The organism is Macrococcus lamae (assembly GCF_004359545.1).
Classification (GTDB): domain Bacteria; phylum Bacillota; class Bacilli; order Staphylococcales; family Staphylococcaceae; genus Macrococcus; species Macrococcus lamae.
This window is the reverse complement of record NZ_SCWB01000007.1, coordinates 75,271-89,827: the sequence shown is the minus strand read 5'-3', so window position 1 is coordinate 89,827 and position 14,557 is coordinate 75,271. Positions and strand designations below refer to the sequence as shown.

Below are 14,557 nucleotides of genomic sequence, written 5' to 3'. Positions count from 1 at the left end.
TATGTTTAGAATAGGCTTTGGCTACGATGTCCACCAGCTTGCTGATGACAGAAAATTGATAATCGGCGGTCTTGAAATTCCTCATGATCAGGGACTGCTTGGACATAGTGACGCAGATGTACTGCTGCATGCAATTACTGATGCCATGCTCGGTGCCGCGGCACTCGGAGATATCGGTAAATTGTTCCCGGATACAGATGCTGCGTTCAAAGATGCTGATTCAAAAATTCTTTTGCAGGAATCTTACAATGAAGTAACAGCTAAAGGTTATATCATCGGTAACGTAGATGCGACCATTGTGGCAGAACGTCCGAAATTCAGACCACATATCGATGAAATGCGCCGTATCATCAGTGAGCTTCTGGCAGTCGATATTGATCAAGTAAATATTAAAGCAACGACTTCTGAGAAGATGGGCTTTTTAGGAAGAGAAGAAGGAATTGCCGCACAAGCTGTGGTATTATTAACGAAGAATAATTAAATTGGAGTGACAAACATGGATAAAGTAAGAGTGAGATATGCACCTTCACCTACAGGTTTCCTTCATATCGGTAATGCGCGTACAGCGTTATTCAACTATTTATTTGCAAAACATCATGGCGGCGATTTTATCGTCCGTATTGAAGATACAGATACGGCACGTAATGTTGAAGGCGGTGAAGAGTCACAGCTGCGCTACTTAAAGTGGCTGGGTATTGAATGGGATGAGTCAGTTGATAAGGACGGTGGTTATGGTCCTTATCGTCAGTCTGAACGCGGCGACATCTATAATCCGATTATTGAGCAGTTGCTGGCAGAAGATAAAGCGTACCGCTGCTATATGACATCTGAAGAGCTGGAAGCAGAACGCGAGGCGCAGATCGCCCACGGTGAAATGCCGAGATACGGTGGTCAGCATGCGCATTTAACGAAAGACCAGGAAGATGCTTTTATCGCTGAAGGCCGCAAGCCGAGTATCCGTTTCCGTGTACCACAAGGTAAAGTCTATACATTCAATGATATGGTTAAAGGTGAAGTATCATTTGAATCTGACGGCATCGGTGACTGGGTGATTCTGAAAAAGGATGGCATCCCGACTTATAACTTTGCAGTAGCGGTCGATGACCACTTTATGGCTATCACACACGTCATCCGCGGCGATGATCATATTTCAAACACACCAAAACAAATGATGATCTATGAAGCGCTAGGCTATGATATCCCGGTATTCGGCCATATGACGCTGATCGTTAATGAAGAACGGAAAAAGTTATCTAAACGGGACGGCTCTATCATCCAGTTCATTGAGCAGTATCACGATCTCGGTTATTTGCCGGAAGCACTATTCAACTTCATCGGGCTGCTCGGCTGGTCTCCAGTCGGTGAAGATGAGATTTTCTCTAAAGAGCAGTTCATTGAGATGTTCGATGAAAACCGTCTGAGCAAATCACCGGCCTTTTTCGACAAAGTGAAACTCGCATGGATCAATAACCAGTACATGAAGGAAAAAGATCTGGACACAGTGTTTGACATGACGCTGCCGCATATGAAAAAAGCCGGTCTTGTGCCGGAGCATCCGACACCTGATGAATTAACGTGGGCGAAGAGTCTCGTTGAACTATATCAGCAGCAGATGAGTTATGCCGGTGAGATTGTCGAGCTATCTGAACTGTTCTTCAAAGAAGAATTGACATTGAGCGAAGAAGCGACAGAAGTGGTGAACGGGGAGCAGGTTCCTGAACTGATGCGAGCGCTCTCTGCGAGACTAGAAGCACTCGAAACATTTGATGCCGCATCAGTGAAAGCAGCGATTAAAGCTGTGCAGAAGGAAACGGGCATTAAAGGCAAAAATTTATTTATGCCGATCCGTGTCGCCGTATCAGGTCAGACACATGGTCCTGAATTGCCGAACACGATTGAACTACTCGGCAAAGACAAAGTGCTGGCACGAATCGCACCTTATTGTGCTTAAGTGCTTGATATTTAATTAAAACACATTATAATAGAACTTAATCAGGAAGACAGAGTAAATTGTGTCATACACTTAGAGAGCGTCCGGCTGGTGAAAGGGCGTACTGGCATAATTGAATGCACCTTCCGTTGTTTAATTTCATAACTTTAATGAGTGAATGATAATAATCATTAATGAAGAGTGGAACCGTGTTTATTAATTTAGACACCTCTGACACATGTCAGAGGTGTCTTTTATATTTCATGGAAAGAGAGGAACGCGATGTTAGGACGTATTAAAGATGACGTTGCCATGGTATTTGAACAGGATCCGGCTGCCCGCAGCGGTCTGGAAGTTTTTCTGACATACTCTGGTCTGCATGCGGTATGGTGGCATCTTGTTGCTCACTGGTTTTTTAACAGGCGGTTGTTTTTTATATCAAGAGTGATCAGTCAAGTATCCCGCTTCTTCACAGGGATTGAAATCCATCCGGGAGCAACTATCGGGAAAAGACTATTCATCGATCATGGTATGGGTGTAGTCATCGGTGAGACGTGTACAATTGGCAATAACGTGACGATATATCAGGGAGTGACACTCGGTGGTACCGGCAAGGAACGCGGGAAACGCCACCCTGATATCGGCGATAATGTACTCATTGCTGCCGGAGCGAAAGTGCTCGGCAACATTCAAGTGGGAAACAATGTCAATATCGGTTCAAATTCAGTAGTGCTAAAAAATGTACCTGACTGTACGACAGTTGTCGGCATCCCTGGAAGAATCGTCAGACAAGACGGAAGAAAAGTCGGAAAAAGCTTTGAGCATACCGATCTTCCGGATCCGGTATTCGAAAAACTGAAAGAACTGGAACGCCAAATAGAAGCGACTAGAAATGGAGAGATTAAAGATGATTACGTTATATAACACATTAACGCGAAAAAAAGAGCCTTTTGTTCCGATCGAAGAAGGAAAAGTCAGCATGTATGTGTGCGGACCGACAGTCTACAACTATATTCATATCGGTAATGCGCGTCCTGCCATCAGCTTTGATGTGGTTCGCCGCTACTTTGAATATAAAGGTTATGATGTCAATTATGTCTCAAACTTTACGGATGTGGATGATAAACTGATTCGCACAGCAAATGAACTGGGTGAAACTGTTCCGGAAGTCGCGGACCGCTTCATTAAGGCGTATTTTGAGGACACCCATGCGCTGAACTGTAAGACAGCGACCGTTCATCCGCGAGTGATGGATCACATGGACGACATTGTCGACTTCATTCAAGTGCTGATTGACAAAGGTTATGCTTATGCAAATGGCGGCGATGTCTATTTCAGAACACGCAAGTTTGATGGTTACGGCAAACTCAGTCAGCAGTCGATTGATGAGCTGAAAGTCGGTGCGCGTATCCAGCAAGGAGAACTGAAAGAAGATGCACTCGACTTTGCGCTATGGAAAGCAGCGAAACCGGACGAGATCAAATGGAACAGCCCGTGGGGAGAAGGTCGTCCAGGGTGGCATATTGAGTGTTCAGTGATGGCTCGTAAACATTTAGGCGATACCATTGACATACATGCAGGGGGCAGCGATTTGACGTTCCCTCACCACGAAAATGAAATTGCTCAGTCTGAGGCGCATAACGATACATCATTTGCCCATTACTGGCTGCATAATGGCTTCATCAATATCGACAATGAGAAGATGAGTAAGTCGCTCGGTAACTTCATTCTCGTGCATGATATTATAAAACAAATCAATCCGAACGTGCTCAGGTTCTTTATGATCAGCGTCCATTACCGCAATCCGATTAATTACAATATGGAACTGGTCAACTCAGCTAAATCCGGACTTGAAAGAATTCAAAATGCTTATCAGGCACTTGTAGAACGAAAGCGTATTTCTGTTGATGTGGTCTCTCATCAGGAAATAATAGCTGACATCGATGCGATCCTCGGCAGATTTGAAGAAGCAATGGACGATGACTTTAATACTGCAAATGCGGTAACAAGCTGGTATGAACTGGCCAAGCTTGCCAACGTCTATAACGCTAATACTTCAACTGATCTGAAAGTCATTGAGCGGTTCATTGAAGTATTCGGCATAATGAGCGAAGTACTTGGAGTTGATTTGCAGGAAGACAACGGTCTTCTTGACGAAGAGGTTGAGCGTCTGATTGAAGAACGGCAGGAGGCGCGGGCGAGTAAAGACTTCAAACGTGCAGATGAAATCCGGGATTTATTGAAAGAGCAGAACATCATCCTCGAAGATACTGCGCAAGGTGTGAGATTCCGTCGTGGTTAATGCAGCGAATCTCTATAATCCGCTGACGCTTGCCTATCTAGGAGATGCGATACTGGACTTGCATGTCAGACAGCACGTCATCATGAAGCTGCAGGCGAAACCTAATGCACTGCATCGTGCAGCAACGTTCTATGTCTCAGCAAAAAGTCAGGCAGAGACATACGATGCACTGCTGGCAGAGCAGTATTTCAACGAGCAGGAACAGGACATACTGATGCGCGGCCGCAATGCCAAGAGTCATACGAAAGCAAAAAATACAGATGTCGTCACATATAAGAAAAGTACTGGTTTAGAAGCAGTCATCGGCTACCTGCAGCTCGCAGGTGAAGAAGCGCGTCTTCAAGAACTACTTATTAAAATAGTGGCGCTGTGCGAAGAGAGGGAACGCAGATGAACGAAGATATTATCGTCGGCAGACATGCAGTGAAGAGCGCAGTATCCTCTGACCGTGAAATCAACAAAGTGTTTATTCAGGAGGGCATCAATAAGCAGCAGATTAAACCGATTCTTGACTTGCTGAAAGACCGTAAAATCATGGTTCAGCAAGTACCAAAGAGCAAGCTTGATCAGATGAGCGATGTTCCGCATCAAGGCATTGCTGCACAGATTTCGCCATACGATTATACAGAGCTTGAAGATTTTTTAGAGGCGGTAAAGGGTAAAACGGCTACTGTCATGATTCTGGACGGGTTGGAAGATCCGCACAATCTGGGATCCATTATCCGGACAGCAGATGCCATCGGAGTGGATGGAATTATTATTCCTAAACGCCGTTCTGTCACGCTGAACTCAACAGTAGTAAAAGCCTCAACAGGGGCGATCGAGCATGTTCCGGTAATGCGTGTGACAAATCTTGCGCAGACCATTGATCGTCTGAAAGAGCACGGGTTCTGGGTCTGCGGAACTGATGCGAAGAAATCTGTCGATTACCGCAAAATGGAAGCGGATATGCCGCTTGCTATTGTCATCGGTTCTGAAGGAGAGGGAATGAGCAGGCTAGTCAAAGAGAAGTGTGACTTCCTTGTACATCTGCCGATGGTTGGTCATGTCAATAGCTTAAATGCATCAGTCGCTGCTGGTCTGTTGATGTATGAAGTCTATCGAAAGCGAAATACCATCGACTGATGAAAGAATTTTATACCATAGTAGATGGTTACAATGTCATCGGACAAAGTGAGCACTTAAAAGCGCTCGCACTTGAATCACTCGAGGAAGCTCGTAAAGCGCTGCTGCTGGACCTTGTCAACTATGATGCAAGACAGCAGGGGGAACTGATCTGTGTATTTGATGCCTATGATGTGAAGCGGGCAGAATCAACAGAATGGTTTCATGGCGTCAAAATCATCTACTCAAGAGAAAAGGAAACAGCTGACTCAGTTATTGAACGTCTCGTCTATGATTTATACGATAAGCACATTACACGTATTACAGTCGTAACAAGTGACTTGTCTGAACAGCATGCCATTTTTGGAACAGGAGCGCTGCGCATCTCATCCCGTGAATTCCTGACAGAGCTGGATGAGGATAAAGAGCTTCTTGAACAGGATATGAAAGAGATGAATACTTTCAAGCCAAGAACAAGAATTGATATCGATGAGGAAACAAAACTGCGTCTAGAACGATTAAGACGCGGTCTGGATGAGTAAATTTATTATTTCATGAGAAGGACTTGTCGATATTTGACAATCTGTTGTAAACTCAAGTTAATACTACTGTGAGGTGTTAACTTTTGTTTAAAGCTCTGACATTTATATTATTCGAGACAGAAGAACTGTACGAGACTAAGACAGATGAAGAACTTGTGGCGGAAATCAAATGTGGCAGTGAACAGTCATTTGAGCTGCTGGTCGTCCGCATGCGACTGTTAATTCTTACTTATCTGAGCAGGCATAGTCGTATAGATGGAGATGAGTTATATCAGGAAGCGCTCATTCTGCTCTACCATGCCGCCATTGACTATGACAGCGCAAAGTGTGATACATTTAAACCGTATTACTTGAGATTGCTGCAGTATCGGATTATCGACTGGATCCGAAAAGAGAAGCAAAGAACGCGGATTCCTGTTGTCAGTCTGGATGCGCCGCTGTCGGCAGACGAAGGACGGACACTTAAAGAAGAACTGGGTGATTATTCGCAGGCTTCTCCTGAGTCCATCAGTATTTACAAGGAATTATCTGAACAGATTAATCCCGTGACACTTGGTCTCAGTCCATTGGAATACCGTATGGCAAAACATCTGCTGGCAGGACTGACATTGAGTGAAATTTCTATTCTGGAAGACCGCGCAGAACGCATCGTCAGAAATGCGCACCAACGGTTGAAACAAAAGGTACTGAGTCATTTGATGCGTTGACAAGTGAAACTTTACTTTGTATATTAAATAGGATTAAGGTGAACCTCATTGAAGAAAGCAGCATTAAATTGTTCGGTTTGCGGCAGTCGCAATTACACGGTGGCAAAAAAAGATTCAATCATTCGCATGGAACTTAAGAAATACTGCAAGACATGCGATGCACATACGATTCATAAGGAATCTCTATAGGAGGCTTTAACATGCAGAAAGAAAACTTCTTCCAGGGCGTTGTCTCGGAAATGAAGAAGACGTCATGGCCGACTGGCAAAGAAGTAGTACGTGATACGACGATCGTTGTATTGACTGTATTGTTCTTTATTTTATTTTTCTTTGCAATCGACATGGGAATTACAGAACTCATCAAGCTAATTAATTAGGAGGCACATTATGTCTGAAGAAACTACAAAACATTGGTATGCAGTCCATACCTACTCCGGATACGAAAACAAAGTGAAGGACAATCTGGAGAAGCGTCTGGAATCGATGAACATGCAGGACCAAATCTTCCGCGTTGTGATTCCTGAAGAAGAAGAAACAACGATTAAAGATGGTAAAAAGAAAACGTCACTTAAAAAGACATTCCCAGGCTACGTGCTTGTTGAACTGGTGATGACAGACGAATCATGGTACGTTGTACGTAATACACCAGGTGTGACAGGCTTTGTCGGGTCTGCTGGTGCAGGTTCAAAACCTAATCCATTACTGCCGGATGAAGCAAGATTCATCCTGAAATCAATGGGTATGGCTGAAAAAACAATCGATGTTGAACTGGAAATCGGTGAACAGGTGCGTGTGACATCTGGACCATTCACTAACCAGGTCGGCGAAATAAAAGAACTTGATGCTGAGAAATACAAATTGACTGTACTGGTTGATATGTTCGGCCGTGAAACACCGGTAGAAGTAGAATTTGATCAAGTCGAAAAATTATAATCATCAATTAAAAATTAAAAGTAAAAATACACTTGCAAACGACTCTTAAAAATGCTATTATTTTAGGGTCGTGCTATGCACGTTGTTTGAGTGGGAGGGTAAATATCATACCCTGTGACCACATCACGATATTATAGGAGGTGCACATCGTGGCTAAAAAAGTAATCAAAGTTGTTAAATTGCAAATCCCTGCAGGTAAAGCTAATCCAGCTCCACCGGTTGGTCCAGCATTAGGTCAAGCGGGTGTAAACATCATGGGATTCTGTAAAGAATTTAACGCACGTACACAAGAGCAGGCAGGTTTAATCATTCCAGTTGAAATTTCTGTATTTGAAGACCGTTCATTTACATTTATCACTAAAACTCCACCTGCAGCAGTATTGCTTAAAAAAGCAGCTAAAGTTGAAAAAGGTTCAGGCGAACCTAATAAAAACAAAGTTGCTACAGTATCTGAAGACCAAGTACGTCAAATTGCTGAAGAAAAAATGGAAGACTTGAACGCAGCAAGCGTTGAAGCAGCAATGCGTATAATCGCAGGTACAGCTCGCAGCATGGGATTCGAAATCAAATAATAAATGTTTTTTAAAGCAGACGTCATGACGTCTGCTCTTGCATTGTTCTGCAGTGCAAACGTGGGAGGAAATTCCGCTAAAACCACTATAAGGAGGAAAATAAACAATGGCTAAAAAAGGTAAAAAGTATCAAGAAGCCGCTCAAAAAGTTGATCGCGCATCTTTCTACTCAGTAGAAGAAGCAATCAAACTTGCAAAAGAAACAAGCACTGTTAACTTCGACGCTTCAGTTGAAGTTGCATTCCGTTTAGGAATCGACACTCGTAAAAATGATCAGCAGATCCGTGGTGCAGTAGTACTGCCAAACGGTACTGGTAAAACTCAGCGCGTATTAGTATTCGCTAAAGGCGAAAAATTAAAAGAAGCTGAAGCAGCAGGTGCTGACTACGCTGGTGATACTGAATACATCAACAAAATCAACCAAGGCTGGTTCGATTTCGATGTTATCGTTGCAACACCTGACATGATGGGTGAAGTTGGTAAACTTGGACGTGTCTTAGGACCTAAAGGTTTAATGCCAAACCCTAAAACTGGTACTGTGACAATGGACGTTACTAAAGCGGTTCAGGAAATCAAAGCTGGTAAAGTAGAATACCGTGCTGAGAAATCTGGTATCGTACATGCAGCAATCGGTAAAGTATCATTTGACGATGCTAAATTAGTGGAAAACTTCAACACTCTTAAAGACGTGTTAGCTAAAGCTAAACCAGCATCATCTAAAGGAACTTACTTCAAAACAGTCGCGGTTTCAACAACGATGGGCCCTGGTATTAAAGTAGACCCAAGCGAAATCCGTAACTAATTTTTATTGACAGATTACAAATTGCACGTTATAGTGTACTTTGTGTTCATAACCTAAGACAGCAGGGGCGTCAGCTTAATCATCCTGCCGAGGTGAAAATTGACTTGAATCTTCAAGCACTTTTTACCATGGGTGAAAAGTGCTTTTTTAATTCATATTAGAAAAGCACGAAAATCTAAATGGAGGTGTCATAATGTCTAAAGCAGTTGAACTTAAACAACAAAAAACTGAAGTGATCACTGAGCAGTTCAAAAACTCAGTATCTACAATTATTGTTGACTATCGTGGTTTAACAGTTGCGCAAGTAACTGAACTACGTAAACAACTTCGTGAAGCAGGCATCGAATTCCACGTATACAAAAATACGATGGTACGTCGTGCGGCTCAAGCTGCAGGTGTTGAAGGAATTGAAGAATTCCTTACAGGCCCTAACGCTATCGCATTCTCTAACGAGGAAGTTGTTGCACCTGCTAAAATTATTGCTGATTTCGCGAAAACAAACGAGAAATTAGAAATTAAAGCAGGTATCATCGAAGGTAAAGTAACTACAGACGCAGAAGTTAAAGCAATCGCTTCACTTCCTTCAAAAGAAGGTCTTATCTCAATGGTTCTTTCAGTATTACAAGCACCAATGAGAAACTTCGCTTATGCGGTTAAAGCAGTCGGCGAACAAAAAGATACAGGTACAGAAGCAGCAGCACCAGCTGAAACTCCTGCAACTGAAACAGCAGAAGCAACAGAAGCTCCTGCAGCAGAAACAACTGAAACACCAGAAGCATAAACTAAACTATTAAAAAACGGAGGAAATAATATCATGACTAAAGAACAAATCATCGATGCAATCAAAGAAATGTCAGTTTTAGAATTAAACGACTTAGTAAAAGCTATTGAAGAAGAATTTGGTGTAACAGCAGCAGCTCCTGTAGCAGCAGCTGGTGCAGCTGGCGGCGGCGCTGCTGAAGCTGAGCAAACTGAATTCAACGTAGAATTAGTATCTGCTGGCGCTTCAAAAATCAAAGTTGTTAAAGCTGTTAAAGAAGCAACTGGTCTTGGCTTGAAAGACGCTAAAGACTTAGTAGACAACGCTCCAAAAACTATTAAAGAAGCTGTTTCTAAAGACGAAGCTGAAGAATTAAAAGCTAAATTAGAAGAAGCTGGCGCAGTAGTAGAAGTTAAATAATTTGTCACTTCCATTTAAAACCCGTTATTATTGATAACGGGTTTCTTTTTTATTAATTAATCTGTGGAGGTTAATGATGAGCCATTATTACAGTGAAGAACAGGATGTTGAATCAAATCCGTCCTCGTTCACTTATCGCTACGATGATTACAACCTGGAGCTGAAGACAGATAGCGGTGTGTTTTCTAAGGGAGGCATTGATTATGGATCTGACGTCCTGGTCAGAGCGTACCTCAAGGACTCCCGTCACTATACTCGCGTTCTCGATGTCGGCTGCGGTTACGGGCCGATCGGTCTGATGGTTGCTAAAGCCAGTCAGATGAGTACGGTTGAGATGGTTGATGTCAATGCACGTGCACTCAGTCTGGCCGAAGAAAATCAGAAAACTAATAAAATCGATAATGTAGCGATTTACAAAAGTGATGCACTTGATGCTGTTCAGAATGCTTTCGATGCAATACTTACTAACCCGCCGATCCGTGCAGGTAAAGATGTGGTGAACAAAATTATTGATCAGAGCATTGACCACTTGAACGAGAATGGTGCACTGTTCGTCGTCATTCAGAAGAAGCAGGGTATGCCGTCTGCTAAGAAACGTATGGCTGGTTTATTTGGCAACGTAGAAGTCGTCACTAAAGACAAAGGTTATTATATTTTAAAGAGTGTGAAAGGTTGACCTGACAGGGTCAGTCTGTTATAGTAATAGAATGTAAAAATTTAAATTCAATAAGTGTGTACTTTTCTAGCTAAAATTTGGCAGAACTAAGTCTATAAAAAACGAAAATGGGGTTTGTTTGGATTCCGTTTTCTTTTTGTCTTATGTCTGTCAGAGAGTAAGGTAACCACAATTTTTGAGGGGTGAATCTGTTGACAGGTCAACTTATCCAGTATGGACGACACCGCAAACGTAGAAGTTACGCGCGTATCTCCGAAATTTTAGAACTACCGAACTTAATTGAGATTCAAACTAAGTCTTATGAATGGTTCCTTAAAGAAGGTCTTCTTGAAATGTTCCGTGACATTTCTCCGATTGAGGACTTCACAGGTAATCTTTCTTTAGAATTCGTCGATTATAAATTGGGTGAACCCAAGTATGATTTAGATGAAGCTAAAAATCATGATGCTACTTATTCTAAGCCGCTCCGTGTCAAAGTTCGACTGATTATCAAGGAAACTGGTGAAGTGAAAGAACAAGAAGTCTTCATGGGAGATTTCCCGATTATGACAGACACTGGTACTTTCGTGATCAACGGGGCAGAACGTGTCATTGTTTCTCAATTAGTGCGTTCACCGTCCGTCTATTTCAATGACAAAGTTGATAAGAACGGTAAAGTAAGTTTTGGTGCAACAGTTATCCCTAACCGTGGTGCTTGGCTGGAATATGAAACAGACGCAAAAGATGTTGTATTTGTTCGTATTGACCGCACGCGTAAATTGCCGATCACAGTGCTGTTACGTGCGCTAGGTTTCTCATCCGATCAGGAAATCGTTGATTTGTTAGGTGAGAGCGAATATTTGCGTAATGCATTAGATAAAGACAACACAGATTCAGTAGAAACAGCATTACTCGAAATATATGAGCGTTTACGTCCAGGCGAGCCGCCAACAGTGGAAAATGCCCGAAGCTTATTATATTCTCGTTTCTTCGACCCAAAACGCTATGATTTAGCAAGCGTCGGTCGTTATAAAATGAATAAAAAACTCCATTTAAAACACCGTCTGTTCAATCAGACACTCGCTGAGCCGATTGTTGACGTTGAGTCCGGTGAAATTGTTGCTGAGGAAGGGACAGTTCTTGACCGTCGTAACCTTGACAGCATTATGGAAGTTCTTGAAAATAACGCAAACCGCAAAGTCTATGACCTTGAGAACGGTTTATTAGACGAGCCTGTAGAAATTCAGTCTGTTAAAGTCTATATTCCTGGTGATGAAGAAAAACGTACAACAACAGTCATTGGTAATGCATTCCCTGATGATGAAGTAAAATGCATCACACCAGCGGATATCGTTGCTTCAATCAGCTATTTCTTCAATTTATTGCATGGTGTCGGCGATACAGATGATATCGATCATTTAGGTAATCGTCGTCTCCGTTCAGTCGGTGAACTGTTACAGAACCAGTTCCGTATCGGATTGTCTCGTATGGAGCGTGTCGTACGTGAACGTATGAGTATCCAGGATACAGAATCAATCACACCGCAGCAGCTGATCAACATCCGTCCAGTCATTGCGTCTACTAAAGAATTCTTCGGTAGCTCGCAGTTATCTCAATTTATGGACCAGGCAAATCCGCTCGCTGAGCTGACGCATAAACGTCGTCTATCTGCATTAGGACCCGGTGGTCTGACTCGTGAGCGTGCCGGCATGGAAGTACGTGACGTTCACTACTCTCACTATGGCCGTATGTGTCCGATTGAAACACCAGAGGGACCAAACATCGGTCTGATCAACTCATTGTCAAGTTATGCGCGTGTCAATGAGTTCGGATTCATCGAAACACCTTACCGTAAAGTAGATCCTGAAACGAACCAAGTGACATCTCAGATCGACTACTTAACAGCAGACGAAGAAGATGCTTATGTGGTTGCACAGGCAAATGCGCGTCTTGACGATAACGGTGCTTTCATTGACGATGAAATCGTCTGCCGTTTCCGTGGCGATAATACGACAATGGCACGTGAACGTATGGACTATATGGACGTATCACCGAAACAGGTCGTATCTGCTGCTACAGCTTGTATCCCGTTCCTAGAGAATGATGACTCAAACCGTGCACTGATGGGTGCGAACATGCAGCGTCAAGCAGTGCCGCTCATGATTCCTGAAGCACCGTTCGTCGGTACAGGTATGGAACACGTTGCAGCCCGTGACTCAGGTGCAGCAGTTGTTGCGAAATATAAAGGGCGTGTTGAGCACGTAGAAGCACGTCAAATCAAAGTACGCCGTATTGTTGAAGAAAACGGCAAAGAAATCGAGACTGATTTAGATACTTACAAATTATCTAAATTTACACGTTCTAACTCAGGAACATGTTACAACCAGCGTCCAATCATTGCGGTCGGTGACGTTGTCACTAAAGGTGAAATCTTAGCTGATGGTCCTTCTATGGAACTTGGTGAGATGGCACTTGGACGTAACGTCGTTGTCGGTTTCATGACTTGGGATGGTTATAACTACGAGGATGCTGTTATCATGAGCGAACGTCTTGTCAAAGATGACGTCTATACTTCTATTCATATTGAGGAATATGAATCAGAAGCCCGTGATACTAAACTCGGACCTGAGGAAATTACTCGTGATATTCCTAACGTCTCTGATAACGCGCTTAAAAACTTAGATGACCGCGGTATTGTTTACATCGGGGCTGAAGTAAAAGACGGCGACATCCTGGTCGGTAAAGTAACACCTAAAGGGGTGACTGAACTGACAGCTGAAGAACGTCTTCTGCACGCAATCTTCGGTGAAAAAGCCCGTGAAGTCCGCGATACATCACTGCGTGTTCCTCATGGTGCCGGTGGTATTGTTCTTGACGTCAAAGTCTTCAACCGTGAAGACGGTGATGAGCTGTCTCCAGGGGTTAATCAGTTAGTCCGCGTTTACATCGTACAGAAACGTAAGATTCATGTCGGAGATAAAATGTGTGGTCGTCACGGTAACAAAGGTGTTATTTCACGTATTTTACCTGAAGAAGATATGCCATTTATGCCAGACGGTACACCGATTGATATCATGTTGAACCCACTTGGAGTTCCATCACGTATGAACATCGGTCAGGTTCTTGAGCTGCACTTAGGTATGGCTTCCAAGTATTTAGGTCTGCACGTTGCTTCTCCAGTCTTTGACGGAGCGAGCGATGAAGATGTATGGTCAACAATCGAAGAAGCGGGTATGGCTCGTGACGGTAAGACTGTCCTTTATGATGGTCGTACTGGTGAGCCGTTTGATAACCGCGTATCTGTCGGTGTCATGTACATGTTGAAACTTGCGCACATGGTTGACGATAAACTTCACGCGCGTTCAACAGGTCCTTACTCACTTGTTACTCAGCAGCCGCTCGGTGGTAAAGCTCAGTTCGGTGGACAGCGTTTCGGTGAGATGGAAGTATGGGCACTTGAAGCTTACGGTGCTGCTTACACATTACAGGAAATCCTGACTTACAAATCAGATGATACAGTCGGACGTGTGAAAACATACGAAGCGATTGTTAAAGGTGAAAACATCCCTAAACCTGGTGTTCCGGAATCATTCCGCGTATTGATGAAAGAATTACAAAGTTTAGGACTCGATGTTAAAGTCATGGATAACAAAGACGAAGAAATCGAAATGCGGGATCTGGAAGATGACGACTTCATCGATAATAAGATCAATCTTGATCAGCAGCAGGAAGCTCGAATCACTGAATAATAACTGTCTTAAATAAGATACACATTGCCCGGCTGATGATGCATTATATCAGCCCGGCTTGATTAATATAAAACTTGAGGA

Annotated in this window: 16 protein-coding genes, 1 pseudogene and 1 other annotated feature; all 17 genes and pseudogenes read left to right on the top strand. The window is 43.1% G+C overall.

The window, feature by feature from the left end; all coding sequences use genetic code 11:
* The first annotated feature begins 1 nt into the window (after position 1).
* The 17 genes and pseudogenes from ispF to rpoB all read left to right on the top strand — a co-directional run bounded on the left by ispF (position 2) and on the right by rpoB (position 14,476).
* A complete protein-coding gene (ispF, locus tag ERX29_RS05410) occupies positions 2-481 on the top strand; it encodes a 2-C-methyl-D-erythritol 2,4-cyclodiphosphate synthase (protein WP_133443679.1) in 480 nt (159 codons plus the stop codon).
* Positions 482-496: 15 nt separating this feature from the next.
* Positions 497-1,951 carry a glutamate--tRNA ligase gene (gene gltX / locus ERX29_RS05405; protein WP_133443678.1) on the top strand — a complete coding sequence of 485 codons (1,455 nt, stop codon included), beginning with the start codon at positions 497-499 and terminating at the stop codon, positions 1,949-1,951.
* A 261-nt stretch (positions 1,952-2,212) separates the two neighbouring features.
* Complete coding sequence (cysE, locus tag ERX29_RS05400; RefSeq protein WP_133443677.1) at positions 2,213-2,854, top strand: serine O-acetyltransferase; 642 nt, start codon at positions 2,213-2,215, stop codon at positions 2,852-2,854.
* The gene (gene cysS / locus ERX29_RS05395; RefSeq protein ID WP_133443676.1) at positions 2,838-4,232 is read left to right on the top strand and encodes a cysteine--tRNA ligase; all 1,395 of its coding nucleotides are present in this window, start codon (positions 2,838-2,840) and stop codon (positions 4,230-4,232) included. The genes cysE and cysS overlap by 17 nt, the downstream gene beginning before the upstream one ends.
* Positions 4,225-4,626: a Mini-ribonuclease 3 gene (locus ERX29_RS05390; RefSeq protein WP_133443675.1), complete on the top strand. Its 402-nt coding sequence runs from the start codon at positions 4,225-4,227 to the stop codon at positions 4,624-4,626. The genes cysS and ERX29_RS05390 overlap by 8 nt, the downstream gene beginning before the upstream one ends.
* Positions 4,623-5,357 carry a 23S rRNA (guanosine(2251)-2'-O)-methyltransferase RlmB gene (gene rlmB, locus ERX29_RS05385; protein WP_133443674.1) on the top strand — a complete coding sequence of 245 codons (735 nt, stop codon included), beginning with the start codon at positions 4,623-4,625 and terminating at the stop codon, positions 5,355-5,357. The genes ERX29_RS05390 and rlmB overlap by 4 nt, the downstream gene beginning before the upstream one ends.
* The gene (locus ERX29_RS05380) at positions 5,357-5,878 is read left to right on the top strand and encodes an NYN domain-containing protein (RefSeq protein ID WP_133443673.1); all 522 of its coding nucleotides are present in this window, start codon (positions 5,357-5,359) and stop codon (positions 5,876-5,878) included. The genes rlmB and ERX29_RS05380 overlap by 1 nt, the downstream gene beginning before the upstream one ends.
* 83 nt (positions 5,879-5,961) lie before the next feature.
* Positions 5,962-6,585, top strand: coding sequence for a sigma-70 family RNA polymerase sigma factor (locus ERX29_RS05375; protein ID WP_133443672.1), 624 nt, complete (start codon positions 5,962-5,964; stop codon positions 6,583-6,585).
* A gap of 48 nt (positions 6,586-6,633) precedes the next feature.
* On the top strand, positions 6,634-6,774 hold the full coding sequence (gene rpmG, locus ERX29_RS05370; protein ID WP_133443671.1) for a 50S ribosomal protein L33: 141 nt from the start codon (positions 6,634-6,636) through the stop codon (positions 6,772-6,774).
* Positions 6,775-6,785: 11 nt separating this feature from the next.
* Complete coding sequence (gene secE, locus ERX29_RS05365; RefSeq protein WP_133443670.1) at positions 6,786-6,962, top strand: preprotein translocase subunit SecE; 177 nt, start codon at positions 6,786-6,788, stop codon at positions 6,960-6,962.
* A 10-nt stretch (positions 6,963-6,972) separates the two neighbouring features.
* Entirely contained in the window at positions 6,973-7,518 is a 546-nt protein-coding gene (gene nusG / locus ERX29_RS05360) for a transcription termination/antitermination protein NusG (protein ID WP_133443669.1), read from the top strand.
* A gap of 149 nt (positions 7,519-7,667) precedes the next feature.
* On the top strand, positions 7,668-8,090 hold the full coding sequence (gene rplK, locus ERX29_RS05355) for a 50S ribosomal protein L11 (RefSeq protein ID WP_133430571.1): 423 nt from the start codon (positions 7,668-7,670) through the stop codon (positions 8,088-8,090).
* Positions 8,091-8,196: 106 nt separating this feature from the next.
* Positions 8,197-8,892 (top strand): 50S ribosomal protein L1, encoded by a 696-nt coding sequence (gene rplA, locus ERX29_RS05350; RefSeq protein WP_133443668.1) that lies wholly within the window; start codon positions 8,197-8,199, stop codon positions 8,890-8,892.
* A gap of 34 nt (positions 8,893-8,926) precedes the next feature.
* Positions 8,927-9,050, top strand: a sequence feature (ribosomal protein L10 leader region).
* Positions 9,051-9,085: 35 nt separating this feature from the next.
* Positions 9,086-9,571: pseudogene (gene rplJ, locus ERX29_RS05345) on the top strand (50S ribosomal protein L10); the annotation flags it as partial.
* Positions 9,572-9,703: 132 nt separating this feature from the next.
* On the top strand, positions 9,704-10,072 hold the full coding sequence (gene rplL / locus ERX29_RS05340) for a 50S ribosomal protein L7/L12 (protein ID WP_243719985.1): 369 nt from the start codon (positions 9,704-9,706) through the stop codon (positions 10,070-10,072).
* Between the two features lie 76 nt (positions 10,073-10,148).
* Positions 10,149-10,748: a class I SAM-dependent methyltransferase gene (locus ERX29_RS05335; RefSeq protein ID WP_133443665.1), complete on the top strand. Its 600-nt coding sequence runs from the start codon at positions 10,149-10,151 to the stop codon at positions 10,746-10,748.
* A gap of 191 nt (positions 10,749-10,939) precedes the next feature.
* A complete protein-coding gene (gene rpoB, locus ERX29_RS05330) occupies positions 10,940-14,476 on the top strand; it encodes a DNA-directed RNA polymerase subunit beta (protein ID WP_133443664.1) in 3,537 nt (1,178 codons plus the stop codon).
* Positions 14,477-14,557: the final 81 nt, after the last annotated feature.

Coding starts and splice junctions, on each gene's coding strand:
- secE (WP_133443670.1), top strand. CDS start 6,786: ATGCAGAAAGAAAACTTCTTCCAGGGCGTTGTCTCGGAAATGAAGAAG.
- ERX29_RS05380 (WP_133443673.1), top strand. CDS start 5,357: ATGAAAGAATTTTATACCATAGTAGATGGTTACAATGTCATCGGACAA.
- rlmB (WP_133443674.1), top strand. CDS start 4,623: ATGAACGAAGATATTATCGTCGGCAGACATGCAGTGAAGAGCGCAGTA.
- cysS (WP_133443676.1), top strand. CDS start 2,838: ATGATTACGTTATATAACACATTAACGCGAAAAAAAGAGCCTTTTGTT.
- cysE (WP_133443677.1), top strand. CDS start 2,213: ATGTTAGGACGTATTAAAGATGACGTTGCCATGGTATTTGAACAGGAT.
- nusG (WP_133443669.1), top strand. CDS start 6,973: ATGTCTGAAGAAACTACAAAACATTGGTATGCAGTCCATACCTACTCC.
- ERX29_RS05335 (WP_133443665.1), top strand. CDS start 10,149: ATGAGCCATTATTACAGTGAAGAACAGGATGTTGAATCAAATCCGTCC.
- rplA (WP_133443668.1), top strand. CDS start 8,197: ATGGCTAAAAAAGGTAAAAAGTATCAAGAAGCCGCTCAAAAAGTTGAT.
- gltX (WP_133443678.1), top strand. CDS start 497: ATGGATAAAGTAAGAGTGAGATATGCACCTTCACCTACAGGTTTCCTT.
- ispF (WP_133443679.1), top strand. CDS start 2: ATGTTTAGAATAGGCTTTGGCTACGATGTCCACCAGCTTGCTGATGAC.